10 protein-coding genes are annotated in these 13543 nt (G+C 60.1%); 5 read left to right on the top strand and 5 right to left on the bottom strand.

Annotated elements, in window-relative coordinates; all coding sequences use genetic code 11:
* Nucleotides 1–65: 65 nt before the first annotated feature.
* Together QMX85_RS01935 and QMX85_RS01930 are read left to right on the top strand one after the other, a co-directional pair.
* Nucleotides 66–1826 carry a terminase ATPase subunit family protein gene (locus QMX85_RS01935; RefSeq protein WP_282338487.1) on the top strand — a complete coding sequence of 587 codons (1761 nt, stop codon included), beginning with the start codon at nucleotides 66–68 and terminating at the stop codon, nucleotides 1824–1826.
* On the top strand, nucleotides 1826–2875 hold the full coding sequence (locus tag QMX85_RS01930; protein ID WP_282338486.1) for a phage portal protein: 1050 nt from the start codon (nucleotides 1826–1828) through the stop codon (nucleotides 2873–2875). The genes QMX85_RS01935 and QMX85_RS01930 overlap by 1 nt, the downstream gene beginning before the upstream one ends.
* A gap of 1199 nt (nucleotides 2876–4074) precedes the next feature.
* On the opposite strand, the gene QMX85_RS01925 is transcribed toward QMX85_RS01930, so the two are convergent.
* From QMX85_RS01925 to QMX85_RS01905, 5 genes are all read right to left on the bottom strand, one after another.
* A complete protein-coding gene (locus QMX85_RS01925; protein ID WP_282338484.1) occupies nucleotides 4075–4866 on the bottom strand; it encodes a CatB-related O-acetyltransferase in 792 nt (263 codons plus the stop codon).
* Nucleotides 4867–5098: 232 nt separating this feature from the next.
* Complete coding sequence (locus tag QMX85_RS01920; protein WP_282338483.1) at nucleotides 5099–5410, bottom strand: hypothetical protein; 312 nt, start codon at nucleotides 5408–5410, stop codon at nucleotides 5099–5101.
* A 152-nt stretch (nucleotides 5411–5562) separates the two neighbouring features.
* Nucleotides 5563–6276: a CatB-related O-acetyltransferase gene (locus tag QMX85_RS01915; RefSeq protein ID WP_282338482.1), complete on the bottom strand. Its 714-nt coding sequence runs from the start codon at nucleotides 6274–6276 to the stop codon at nucleotides 5563–5565.
* A gap of 2 nt (nucleotides 6277–6278) precedes the next feature.
* Entirely contained in the window at nucleotides 6279–7577 is a 1299-nt protein-coding gene (gene nhaA / locus QMX85_RS01910; protein WP_282338481.1) for a Na+/H+ antiporter NhaA, read from the bottom strand.
* A 234-nt stretch (nucleotides 7578–7811) separates the two neighbouring features.
* Complete coding sequence (locus QMX85_RS01905) at nucleotides 7812–9866, bottom strand: ATP-binding protein (protein ID WP_282338479.1); 2055 nt, start codon at nucleotides 9864–9866, stop codon at nucleotides 7812–7814.
* 236 nt (nucleotides 9867–10102) lie between these two features.
* Here QMX85_RS01905 and tig point away from each other — a divergent pair, with 236 nt between their 5' ends.
* The 3 genes from tig to clpX all read left to right on the top strand — a co-directional run bounded on the left by tig (nucleotide 10103) and on the right by clpX (nucleotide 13530).
* Nucleotides 10103–11413, top strand: a complete 1311-nt coding sequence (gene tig / locus QMX85_RS01900; protein ID WP_273233462.1) for a trigger factor — start codon at nucleotides 10103–10105, stop codon at nucleotides 11411–11413.
* An 89-nt stretch (nucleotides 11414–11502) separates the two neighbouring features.
* Nucleotides 11503–12141 (top strand): ATP-dependent Clp endopeptidase proteolytic subunit ClpP, encoded by a 639-nt coding sequence (clpP, locus tag QMX85_RS01895; protein WP_090230678.1) that lies wholly within the window; start codon nucleotides 11503–11505, stop codon nucleotides 12139–12141.
* A gap of 108 nt (nucleotides 12142–12249) precedes the next feature.
* Nucleotides 12250–13530, top strand: a complete 1281-nt coding sequence (gene clpX / locus QMX85_RS01890; protein ID WP_090230681.1) for an ATP-dependent Clp protease ATP-binding subunit ClpX — start codon at nucleotides 12250–12252, stop codon at nucleotides 13528–13530.
* Nucleotides 13531–13543: the final 13 nt, after the last annotated feature.

Raw genomic sequence — 13543 nt, 5'->3', positions numbered from 1 at the left:
TAGAGCGCAGAGCTACAGAGCCCCGCGCTACAGGTGTTCGCGCGCGTGACGGCAGCATCGCCGCCATGACCGATACCGTTGAAATCCCGATCCGCGATAGCCGCCGCCAGGCCAAATTTCTGTACTGGATGGGCTGGCGCATCATCGAAATCGCCGAATTCCTGGGCGAGAAGGACCGCACCGTCCACAGCTGGAAGGCGCGCGACGAGTGGGACCGCTCGGACAACGTGGAGCGGATCGGCGGGGCGCTGGAAGCGCGTCTGGTGCAGTTGATCCTCAAGGACGCGAAGACGGGTGGGGACTTCAAGGAAATCGACCTGTTGCACCGCCAGCTGGAGCGGCAGGCACGCATCCAGCGCTTCCAGGGCGGCGGTACGGAGGCGGAACTCAACCCGAAGCTGGATGCGCGCAACGCCGGGCCGAAGAAGAAGCCCAGCCGCAACGAGTTCAGCGAAGAGGAAATCGAGCAACTTACCCAGGCGTTCATCGATGGGTGTTTCGGCTACCAGCTCGACTGGCACCGGGCGGGAAACCAGCGCACCAGGGCGATCCTGAAGAGCCGGCAGATTGGCGCCACGTTTTACTTCGCCCGCGAGGCGCTGCTCGACGCCCTGGTCACCGGGCGCAACCAGATTTTCCTGTCGGCTTCGAAAAACCAGGCCCACATCTTCAAGGCGTACATCCAGGCGTTTGCCCGCGAGGTGTGCGGCGTAGAGCTGACGGGCGACCCGATCGTGCTGGCCAACGGCGCCGAGCTGCACTTCCTGGGCACCAACGCGCGCACCGCCCAGGGCTACCACGGCAATTTCTATTTCGACGAATTCTTCTGGACGTTCAAGTTCAACGAGCTGAACAAAGTCGCCTCGGGCATGGCGATGCAGAAGCAATACCGCCGGACCTACTTTTCGACGCCCTCGAGCATGGCCCATGAGGCCTACACGTTCTGGACCGGGGAGCGCTTCAACAAGGGCAAGCCCGCGGCCCAGCGGATAAGCGTCGACACCTCACATGGCGCGCTGCAGCAGGGGCGGTTGTGCGAGGACAAGATCTGGCGGCAGATCGTGACGATCCTCGACGCCGAGGAGCGCGGCTGCGATCTGTTCGACATCGATGAGCTGCGGCAGGAATACGCGGCTGATGCCTTCCAGAACCTGCTGATGTGCCAGTTCGTCGACGACGGCGCCTCTATCTTCCCGCTCCAGATGCTGCAGCCGTGCATGGTGGACAGCTGGGTGGTGTGGGGAGAGGACTACAAGCCGTTCGCCTCGCGCCCGCTTGGCGATCGCCAGGTGTGGGTGGGCTACGACCCAGCCGAAACCGGCGATACCGCTGGCCTGGTGGTGGTGGCGCCGCCGGCGGTGCCGGGCGGGAAATTCCGCGTGCTCGAGCGCCACCAGTTCCGCGGGATGGATTTCGCAGCCCAGGCCGAAATGATTCGCCAGATCACGCGGCGCTACTGGGTGACGTACATCGGCATCGACGTGACCGGCATGGGCTCGGGCGTGGCGCAGTTGGTACGGCAGTTTTTCCCCGGTCTGACGACGTTCAGCTACTCGCCGGAGGTGAAGACCCGTTTGGTGATGAAGGCGTGGGACGTGCTGCACAAGGGCCGGCTGGAGTTCGACGCAGGCTGGACCGACTTCGCCCAGGCGCTGATGGCTATCCGCAAGACGGTGACGGCCAGCGGCCGCCAATTCACCTACACCGCCGGGCGCACCGATAACACCGGCCACGCTGATCTGGCGTGGGCGCTCTTCCACGCATTGCACAACGAGCCGCTGGAGGGCCAGACCGGCTCGAACACCGGTTTCATGGAGACGTTCTGATGAGTAAGAAAAGCCGCGGCAACAGGCATGTGGCGAGCGTGCCACGGCAGGAATTCATCCCAGCTAGCGAGCCGGCAGGCGGTATCGAGTCGTTCAGCTTCGGCGACCCGACGCCAGTGCTGGATGGGCGGGAAATCCTCGATTACATCGAGTGCTGGGCCAATGGGAAGTGGTACGAACCGCCGCTGTCTCTGGACGGGCTGGCGAAGAGCGTGCGGGCTTCGGTGCACCTGCAATCGGGCATCCAGTTCAAGCGCAATCAGCTGGAGAAGATGTTCATCCCGCACCGGTTGCTGAGCCGCCAGGCGTTCGGGCAGTTGGCGATGGACTGGCTGTCGTTCGGCAACGCCTACCTGGAGAAGCGCGACAACATGCTGCGCCAGGCCATCGGCCTGCAGCCGTCGCTGGCGAAGTACATGCGGCGCGGTGTGGATCTCGACACTTACTTCATGATCCGCGGCTGGCGGCAGGAACACGAATTCGCCCGCGGGACGGTGTGCCAGCTGCGCGAGACTGATATCAACCAGGAAATCTACGGGTTGCCCGAGTGGCTGTCGGCCCTGCAGAGCGCGCTGCTGAACGAGTCGGCCACGCTGTTCCGGCGCAAGTACTACCAGAACGGGAGCCACGCCGGGTTCATCCTCTACATCACCGACAACGCGCACAACGAGGACGACATCAACAACCTGCGCACCGCGCTGAAGAACAGCAAGGGCCCGGGCAACTTCAAGAACATGCTGGTGTACGCACCAGGTGGGAAGAAGGACGGCATGCAGTTGATCCCGGTGAGCGAGGTGTCGGCGAAAGACGAGTTCAACAACATCAAGAACATCAGCCGCGACGATCTGCTGGCCGCGCAGCGCATCCCGTTGCAGTGCCTGGCGGTGGTGCCGCAGAACGCTGGCGGCTTCGGCTCGGCGAGGGAGGCGACCGAGGTGTGGATGGCGAACGAGCTGGAGCCGCTGCAGTACCGCTTCGAACCGATCAATGAGTGGCTGGGGGAGGAGGTGATTCGGTTCAAGGAGTTCGAGCCCTCTGCCGGCAGCTAGCGCCGATCAGCGTCATCAGCAAGCCGCCTTCCCGGGCGGCTTTTTTGTGCCCGCGAGGAAGGATTTCGGCCGGTCAGCAGCACGAAAAAACCCATTAGAGCATGCCATATCGGGGGCATTTCGTCCAGGGGGAAAGCGGCTGCGAGCCAGCAACGGCGGGGGTTTCAGGCCAGCGGCGCGCCGGCTGATCGGGTCGATGTGGGGGCAGGGCCCGAGGGAAGGGCGGCCGCCCGCGGGGGCGTCGCCGGGCGCAAGGCGGACCCCACGGCGCGCCGTCGTCCCCCCGCCACGCCTGCGGGCTAAATAGGTCGCTTTCACTGCGCCCCTGCGGATGCCTCTCTGCGGCCCATGGTGGGGGCTGGCTGTGACTGGGCAGCATCGGAAATCCCTGCGGAACCCTGCAAAGGTGCCCATCACATCTGAGCGAACAGGGGCCTTCCCCGTCGTTTTCCAGAGGTGGCATTTGAAACAGGTAATTTTGGTAAGAGAGGTCTGAAACTTGTCTGAATCCCGCGTGGCTCTAAGGGCTCCGCGATTACCTCGGAAGGTAATTTGAGGTAAGGGGAAAGGTAATTTTTCTATAAGTGTATGTTTATAAAGGGTTTTTAAAATGGTGATTCTTACAGTCGGAAAGGTAAGCACCTAACCAAGAAATTACTATTTTATTACCTTTAAGAAACACTTGTAACCTATTGATAAATAGGGATTATCCATATCAGGCCGGCGTATCCTTACCAAAATTACCCTTTCCCCAGCCCTCAACATGAAACGCGCAAATAGCCCTAGCAGTGACGTTTTGGACCTGTCTCGCGCCCGAACGTGGGAACGCTCTGGGAACAGATAAGAGCTGCCAGGTTGGCCTGCACCCGCGTGTTTACTGGGCTGCAGGGCCACGCTGAGGCGTTCTGAGAGTTCGAGTCTCTCCGTCCGCACCATGTAGTCAATCTGTTATCCAGGCGGAAAGTTCTGACGTGGCCTGAATGGTCGCGACTTCGGAGTGCTTCGGGAGCAGGAACAAAAAGGCAGCTCCGAAGTGGGCTGCCTTTTTTGTTTTCAGGATGGGCGTGGCGTTTTGATCTGTGCGTTGCGGCCGCCCCGCTTGATCGGCTGCCAGGTGACAAGGATCTGCGTACCCGTATTTCCGGCTTTAGGTGCTCCCTGGCTAAATGTGCAGGTGCAACGTAGTATCCAGCGAAAAACTATTGGTTTGCCAGTCTATAAAACTCCTTCGAGAGATTTATTTTCTTGAATTCATGCTTGGTTATTTGCTGCGTGGCAATCTTCTTCTCCAGCGTGACGATAAAGTCTTCCACTCCATCCACTTCGGCAGTTGGTAGGTCGGTATATTTGTAATCCCACCAGGAGAGGGTCAGTAGTCTATCTATAATCTCGCTAGGGAAACGATAGCGGATGACCTTGGCCGGGACGCCCGCTACGATCGCGTAGGGTGGAACATTCTTTGTCACCACGGCGTTGCTCGCGATAATGGCGCCGTGCCCTATTGTAATACCGCCCTTCAGTACAACGTCTCCTCCAATCCACACGTCATGACCTACCTTGGGTGAAGGTGCAAACATCCCATCGAAGGGGGTTATTTCATAGTTTCCTGCATAACCGTCCAGTGATTTTTCTGCGAAAACCTTGAGGTACGTAAGTGGGCTGGTGGTGAAGCGATCTATCGGATGCTGGGACCCCATAATCGTAATGCCGGATGCGAGGCTACAATATCGTCCGATTTGCATGTCGGCAGGAAGCTTGCTGTTGGCGTAGGAGTGCGCACCTATCGTGCAAAAGCTCCGGTTGGGCATCGACGAATTGTTTTCAGTGGTCACTTCGCAGGCAATTTTGATTTTTTGCCCTTTTTCCAGCAGCCACCAATTTCTTGCGCGGTAGACGCCTGTAAATTTTTGCGGATGGTTGAGGTAAATGCGTTCGGCGATACAAAAGGCTTCGTGCTGCTTCGTCCATCTAAAACTGAATGGGTACTCCATTACTACCGTTCTCGCTCGTTCGATTTATTCGATTGTATTCATGCTGATACAAAAGGCCAGTGCTACCAATCGCCGAATGTCCGATAAACATAGGGAAGCCTTCACCGAAGTGAAGGGTCGAGTTGGGTAGTAATGGATACGAGCGAGCGCTCTATAAGGCGAGTAGCAAGGACAAAGGCGGCATCGCATGCGCCGCCTTTGCCCGCTAAGGCATACAAAACAAGAGTTCGAGCTACTTCTTCACAATCGCCTTTTGTCCGGCGCTCGTAGCTGGGGCTTCGATGATCATTTTGTAGATGGAGTCCGCCTGACGCTGAATCGAGCAGTCGGAGTTTTCGTCGCCCGATATCGCGCGCGCCTTGCCTGGCTCGCATGCCTGATAGTTGCTAGGAGCCGTTACGGAACTCGAACTTGCCCACGTCTGGAGCGCGGCTTCGCGCGATCCGTCAGTGGTTGTTCTGGCCATGAAGGTGTAGCCGCCTACGGCAAGGGCGATCACCAGAAATGTCAGGTTTATCTTGAAGAATACGGTTTTGATGTCCAATTGCTTCTCCTGTCAGCGCCTAGGGCGTTTCGTTAAAAGGCAATTGCAGGTGCCGCGCAGCAGTGCGCGGCGAATGTCTGGACCTCGTTTAGCGCCGCGCGTTCCATGCCTACGCCGAGATCCGACGGAATGAGTTGTTGTGCGTACTGACGCTAACGAGCCAGCTCTGGTGACGTTTGCCGCGAGGAGTCGATCTCGTTCTGGGTGTGAGCTCCCGACAGTCCTGCGACAAGGGCCTGGACATCCGATCCGCGGATCAATGCGGCGTTTTCCTTCAGGGCCTCCGCAGGCAGGTGCCACCACTGAAGTGCCTCGAGGCGCTCGATGTCCTCGGGTTCGAAGCGGTACTTGATGACTTTGGCCGGGACTCCGCCAACGATCGCGTAGGGTGGAACATCCTTGGTCACTACCGCGCCAGCGGCAATGATGGCGCCATTGCCAATCTTGACGCCGTCGAAGACCACGACGTTGGCACCGATCCACACGTCATGGCCGACATAGGTCCGCTTGAGTTCCTCGAAGTAATCCTTGTCGGAAAAACTCACGCCGCATTGCTTGAGGGTCGAATAGAACACCGGATGGGTGCTCAGCATGTCGACCGGGTGCGAGCCCAGGCCGCCCAGCCGCGTGCCGGGGCCAATGCTGCAGAAGGAGCCGATATCAATGTTCACGGCCTTGCAGCCCGCCAGATAGGTGTAGCGCCCGATGGTGGCGTCGTAAACGGTCGAGCCGCCCCACAGGCTGATGTATTCGCCGAACACGACATCGCTGGTAGCGAAGGAGCTGATGCTGGCGGAAAACCCTTTCACAGTGCGCGCCAGTTTTCGTTTACGAAAAATCCACTTCACCCAATCCAGTGCATTCATTCCTACGCTCCTTTCGCGTGTTCGGGGTTTGCAGCCACTCTGTTGCGTCTGGCGTAGAGGAGTCCCCAACTGAGGCCGATCACGGCGGCGACCACCGAGGCGAGTAACACGCCGAGTTTGGCCGCGTTCAGCAGGTTTTCATTATCGAACGCCAGGTTGGCGATGAAGATTGACATAGTGAAGCCAATCCCTGCGAGCAAACCGACGACACACACGCCTGGCCAGGTGACGTGCGGTGGAAGGCGGCACCACCCCAGGCGGACGACCAATACGCTGGCGGCGATCACACCGATCGGCTTGCCCACCACCAGGGCGAGAAAAACGCCGAGCAGGACCGTTTGCGAGCCATCGATGTCAAGGTTGACGCCGCCCAGCGTCACGCCGGCGTTCGCCAGTGCGAACAGCGGCATCACGCCGAACGCGACCCAGGGGTGCAGGGCATTCTGTACGCGCGAAACCGGAGGCATCAGCTCCCGCTGCGCGCGCTTGAGGTGCTTGAGTCGGGGTGCCAGGACCTCGGACTGAGGCTTGGCGGCCTCCGCGTGTTTGCGCAGATCACCGACAACCTCCACCACGGAGTCGATCGGGCGCTCCCGGCCGCGGCGCGGCAACACCGGCGTCATCAGGCCCAGGACGACGCCTGCCAGCGTGGGATGGGCGCCGGTCTGCAGCAGCCCGGTCCACAGCACGACGCCGGGAACGACGTAGGCGAAGGCATTGCTGATGCCCATTCGCTGAAGGGCCAGGACCATCAGCACACCGACCGCGGCGATCAGCAGGCCGGTATAATCGAGTCCGGCGCCATAAAAGGCGGCGATGATCAGCACCGCCACGATATCGTCGATGATTGCCAGTGCGAGCAGCAGTACGCGAATGTTGCTGGGGATCGCTCGGCCCAGCAATGCCAACACCCCCATGGCGAAGGCGATGTCGGTGGCGGTGGGCACCGCCCAGCCTTTCACGTGCACGGGGTCGGAGTTGAAGAGTGCATAGATGACCGCCGGGACGGTCACGCCGCCGAGTGCTGCCGCGATGGGTAGCGATGCCAAGCGGAGGTTGGCGAGCGCACCTTCATGTATCTCACGGCGGATCTCTACCCCGACCACCAGGAAGAACACCGTCATGAGGCCATCGTTGATCCAGAAGTGCAGCGACTGCGAGATCGAGTAGCTGCCCACGCTGATCGACACCGGGGTGTGCCAAAGGGCGTGGTAGCTGTCCGAAGCGGAGCTGTTCGCCCAGATCAGCGCCACCGCGGCTGCCGTGAGAAGCACGATTCCGCTGACGGCTTCGACATGCATGAATCGCTCGATAGCGGAAAAGGCGCGTTCGGCGAGAAGTTGCGCGCGGGGGAGGGGCGAGGGGGAAGAGTGGGGTTTCACGGGCGAGTGCTCTCCGCGTGGCGGCCCGACCAGCGCTGATTGACCTGCACCGCGCGGAGCGCGCGGTAACACCCTGGGCCAATCATACACAGGTCGGCGAGGCGAAAAAGCGCTTGAATCGAGGCGCAGCCGAGGGCGCCAACTTAAGGGGGCTTAGTGGGAGGGCTCTTTGAGGAAGTGGCTGATCCGCTCGACGAAGGCGTCCATGGCGAACGGCTTGGTCAGCACTTGCATGCCCGGGTCCAGTTGTCCGCTCACAATGACGGCATTTTCGGCGTAGCCGGTGATAAACAGGACCTTGAGATCGGGGCGTTGCTGGCGTGCGGCATCGGCTACCTGCCGGCCATTAAGGCCGCCGGGAAGCCCTACATCGGTGATGAGCAGATCGATGGGCGCTCCGCTCTGGATCACCGCCAGCCCGGATGGCCCGTCTTCAGCTTCCAGTACGCAGTAACCCTGTTCCTGCAGAATCTCGACGATCAGCATCCGCAGGATCGGCTCATCGTCGATCACCAGGATGGCTTCGCTTTGCCGGGCCTGGGTGGGCCTGGCGTAGGCTGGCTCTTCGATCTTTTCCGGTTGGCCATGGTGGCGCGGGAGATAAAGGCACAGGGTGGTGCCTTGGCCGGGTTCCGAAACGATCCTCACCTGTCCACCGGATTGACGGGCGAAGCCATAAACCATCGAAAGCCCGAGGCCGGTTCCCTGGCCGGTCGGCTTGGTCGTGAAGAACGGATCGAAGGCGCGTTCGATAACCTCCGCCGCCATCCCGCTGCCGGTGTCGATCACGCAAAGCGACACGTACTCGCCTGGAGCCAGGCCGCGCTCGCCCGCCTCGCCGAGGTCCAAGGAATGGTTGTTCGTCTCGATGGTCAGCGTGCCGCCATCCGGCATCGCGTCGCGCGCGTTGATGCAGAAGTTGAGCAGCGAGTTTTCGAGCTGATTGGTGTCGGCGAATGCGGTCCAGAGCGTCTCGTTGCTGACTACTTCGACCTGGATTTTCGGCCCCATGGTGCGCCGGATCAGCTCTTCCATTCCGCTGACCAGTCCGTTGATGTCGGTCGGCCTGGGGTCCAGCGTCTGTCGCCGGGAAAACGCCAGCAGGCGATGGGTGAGGGCGGCGGCACGCTGGGTGGCGTTCTTTCCAGCGGCTATGTAGCGTCCGAGTTCGTCGATACGGCCCTGCTGGACACGGGTTTCGAGCATCTCCAGGCTCCCGGCGATCCCGCCGAGCAGGTTGTTGAAGTCATGCGCCAGCCCACCCGTGAGTTGCCCGACGGCTTCCATCTTCTGGCTATGGCGGAGCAGTTCCTCGGTGTGCTGGAGCGCCTGCGCCTGTAGCTTTTCCGCAGTGAAGTCGCGGCCGACCGCATTGATAAGCCCGTCGCCTGGAACGGCCGTCCAGTTGATCCAGCGATAGCTGCCATCACGATGGCGCAGGCGGCTCTCGAACCGTTTCATCGGCGTGCCCTCGCGCAGCGCTGCCACCGCGTTCTTCCAGTCGCCCAGATCGTCCCCGTGCACCAGGTCGAGCAGGTAATTGCCTACCAGCTGTTTCTCCTCCCAGCCGAGAAGGCTGCTCCAGGCGGGGTTAATCGAGGCGATGATGCCGTCGAGGCGCGCCACCAGGATCAGGTCCGTGGACAGCTGCCAGAGACGGTTACGATCGGCGGTGCGCAAGGCGATCTCGCTTTCCAGCGATGCGGCCAGGGAGTGCAGATCGCGCTCGACGACGAAGCGCTGGGTGGTTTCCACCACGGTATCGATAACGCCGACGATGGCGCCGTGTTCGTCCTGTACGGGGCTGTAGCAGAAGGTGAAGTAGGCGTGTTCGAGGTAGCCGTGCCGGTGGATTGGCGTCGGGTAGTCCTCGATGTAGGTCGCTTCGCCGCAGAGCGCGCGTTCTATGATCGGGCCTAGCGTGTCCCAGGCTTCGCTCCATATCTCGGCAAATGAGCGACCCAGGGGTTGCGGCTTGTCACCCAGGATCGGGCGGAACGCGTCGTTGTAGATAGCCGTGAGGGACTTGCCCCAGAGAAGGCACTTGGGGAACTTGGAGTTCAGCACCGTTTGCACGGTTACCCGCAGCGCGGCGGGCCACTCGCTGATCGGCCCCAGCGGCGTAGCGGCCCAATCGTGCGCACGTACCTCGTCGCCCATTTGCCCGCCGTCTTGGAGAAAGCAATGCTGGGAGGTGTGGTTTGGCATTGTGATGTTCCGTCAGGAGCGAGAGGTGGCGAAGCGCTGAGCTGGCCCAATGATATGCCGTCGCCGCGCCGCTGTGGTGACTGCGCCGCATCGCAGCGAAAAATTCGCTGCGGCAGTTCCTAATAGATGTGTCGTGAAATGCGGACGGGTGACTTCTGCCCTTCGAGCCACTAGAATGCATGCCCTTGATTCTGGGGTCGGAATGCCCGGCCATGTCTGTGCAACGAGGAATATCCATGCAAGTTTCTGTTGAAAGCACCTCCGCTCTGGAGCGCCGCATGACCATTGGCGTGCCTGCCGAGCGCATCGAGACCGAAGTCAACAAGCGTCTGCAGCAGACTGCCAGTCGTGCCAAGGTCGCCGGCTTCCGTCCCGGCAAGGTGCCGATGAGCGTCATCCGTCAGCGCTATGAATCGGCTGCACGGCAGGAAGCGCTGGGCGACCTGATCCAGTCGACTTTCTATGAGGCGATCGTCGAGCAGAAGCTGAACCCTGCCGGTGCGCCGGCCGTCGAGCCTAAAGTGTTCGAGAAGGGCAAGGATCTCGAGTACGTCGCCACCTTCGAAATCTTCCCGGAGTTCCAGGTCGCCAGCTTCGACAACGTCGAAATCGAGCGCCTGCAGGCCGACGTGGCGGACAGCGATGTCGACAACATGCTGGACATCCTGCGTAAGCAGAACACCAGCTTCGAGAACGTCGACCGCGCCGCCGAAAATGGCGATCAGCTGAACATCGACTTTGTTGGCAAGCTGGACGGCGAAGCCTTCGCTGGCGGCTCGGCAAAGGGCACCGCGCTGGTTCTCGGCTCCGGCCGTATGATCCCGGGTTTCGAAGACGCTCTGGTTGGCGTCAAGGCCGGTGAAGAACGCGTCATCACCCCGACCTTCCCGGCGGATTACCAGAACCTCGATCTCGCCGGTAAAACCGCCGAGTTCACCGTAACCGTAAACAGCGTCGCTGCGCCGAAGCTGCCTGAGCTGAACGATGCCTTCTTCGCCCTGTTCGGCATCAAGGAAGGCGGTCTGGAAGGCTTCCGTACCGAAGTTCGCAAGAACATGGAGCGTGAGCTGCGTCAGGCGATCAAGTCCAAGGTCAAGAATCAGGTCATGGAAGCGCTGCTCGCCAGCAATCCGGTCGAAGTGCCGAAAGCGCTGATCAGCAACGAAATCGATCGTCTGCGTGCGCAGGCCGTGCAGCAGTTCGGCAGCAACATCAAGGCCGATCAGCTGCCGGCTGAGCTCTTCGAAGAGCAAGCCAAACGTCGCGTCCTGTTGGGCCTGGTTGTTGCCGAAGTGGTCAAGCAGTTCGAGCTAAAGCCGGACGAAGCACGTGTTCGCGAGATGATCCAGGAGATGGCATCCGCCTATCAGGAGCCGGAGCAGGTCGTCTCCTGGTACTACAAGAACGACCAGCAACTGGGTGAAGTCCGCTCGGTTGTGCTGGAAGAACAAGTTGTAGATACTGTCCTGCAGAAGGCCAAGGTGACCGACAAGCAGGTCTCCTACGAAGAAGCTGTCAAGCCGGCGGAAGCACCGCAGGCCGCCTGATTCTCTCTTTCGTTCGAGTACACCATAAGCCAGCCGTCGAGCTGGCTTATGCGTTTTTGGATCTGACCCATTAGGAGCGATCGCAGGACATGTCCCGTAATCCATTCATGCAAATGCCTGAAATCCAAGCAGCCGGCGGCCTGGTGCCGATGGTCGTCGAACAGTCCGCTCGCGGCGAGCGCGCCTATGACATCTACTCTCGCCTCCTCAAGGAACGCATCATCTTCCTGGTAGGGCCTGTGGAAGACTACATGGCCAACCTAGTAGCTGCTCAGCTTCTGTTCCTCGAAGCGGAGAACCCGGACAAGGATATCCACCTGTACATCAACTCGCCGGGCGGCTCGGTCACTGCCGGTATGTCGATCTACGACACCATGCAGTTCATCAAGCCCGACGTCTCCACCATCTGCATCGGCCAGGCCTGCAGCATGGGTGCGTTTCTGCTCGCAGGCGGCGCCAAGGGCAAACGCTCCTGCCTGCCGAACTCGCGGATGATGATTCACCAGCCGCTTGGCGGTTTTCAGGGGCAGGCGTCGGACATCGACATCCATGCCAAGGAAATCCTCTCGATTCGTGCGCGCCTGAATGAATTGCTGGCGTTTCACACCGGCCAGGACATCGAAACGATCGAGCGTGACACCAACCGCGACAACTTCATGAACGCTGAGCGTGCCGCCGAATACGGTCTGGTGGATCAGGTTCTCGTCCAGCGCCAGATGGCGAGCTAAACGGCGCCGTCCGATACGGCCGGGCAATGTCCGGCCGTTCGCGGGCTTGAAAATGCCCGCAATTGCCTTCATCTTGTGTTTCAAGCCTACCCGGATTGGATTGATCGAATGACTGACACCCGCAATGGCGAGGACAACGGCAAACTGCTTTATTGCTCCTTCTGCGGCAAAAGCCAGCACGAAGTGCGCAAACTTATTGCCGGCCCCTCCGTGTTTATCTGCGACGAGTGCGTCGACCTGTGCAACGACATCATCCGCGAGGAGGTGCAGGAAGCACAGGCTGAAAGTAGTTCGCACAAGCTGCCGGCACCCAAGGAAATCAGCGGAATCCTGGATCAGTACGTGATCGGCCAGGAACGCGCCAAGAAGGTTCTCGCCGTAGCGGTTTACAACCATTACAAGCGCTTGAATCAGCGTGAAAAGAAAGACGATGTCGAACTCGGTAAGAGCAATATCCTGCTCATCGGGCCTACCGGCTCGGGTAAAACCCTCCTCGCCGAAACGCTCGCTCGTTTGCTCAATGTGCCATTCACCATCGCTGATGCTACGACCCTCACAGAGGCCGGCTACGTTGGCGAGGACGTAGAGAACATCATTCAGAAGCTGCTGCAGAAATGCGATTACGATGTCGAAAAGGCTCAGATGGGTATCGTCTACATCGATGAAATCGACAAGATTTCCCGCAAGTCTGATAACCCGTCGATTACCCGGGACGTGTCGGGCGAGGGTGTGCAGCAGGCGCTCCTTAAGCTGATCGAAGGAACCGTGGCTTCCGTACCTCCTCAGGGTGGCCGCAAGCATCCGCAGCAGGAGTTTCTACAGGTCGATACGCGTAACATCCTGTTCATCTGCGGTGGAGCATTCTCTGGTCTGGAGAAGGTCATCCACAACCGTTCAACCCGAGGAGGCATCGGCTTCAATGCCGAAGTTCGCAGCAAGGAGCTGGGCAAGCAGGTCGGCGAAGCGCTGCGTGGCGTCGAGCCCGATGATCTGGTTAAGTTCGGCTTGATTCCTGAGTTCGTGGGTCGTCTGCCGGTTATCGCGACGCTCGATGAGCTGGATGAGGCCGCGCTGGTTCAGATTCTTACCGAACCCAAGAACGCTCTGACGAAGCAATACGGCAAGCTGTTTGAAATGGAAGGCGTGGACCTCGAGTTCCGTCAGGACGCGCTCAAGGCCGTTGCTCACCGCGCGCTCGAGCGCAAAACCGGCGCTCGTGGATTGCGTTCCATCCTTGAGGGCGTGTTGCTCGATACCATGTACGAGATTCCGTCCCAGAGCGATGTCAGCAAGGTGGTCATCGACGAAAGCGTCATCGAGGGTACCTCCAAGCCGTTGCTCATTTATGAAAGCAGCGAGCCGCCAGCCAAGGCGGCGCCTGAGGCGTAACGAACGAAGGGGC

Source organism: Pseudomonas sp. PS02288 (assembly GCF_029959715.1).
Classification (GTDB): Bacteria; Pseudomonadota; Gammaproteobacteria; order Pseudomonadales; family Pseudomonadaceae; genus Pseudomonas_O; species Pseudomonas_O kuykendallii.
Note: the sequence above shows the minus strand (reverse complement) of the source record. Positions and strands in the feature narration are given on the sequence as shown.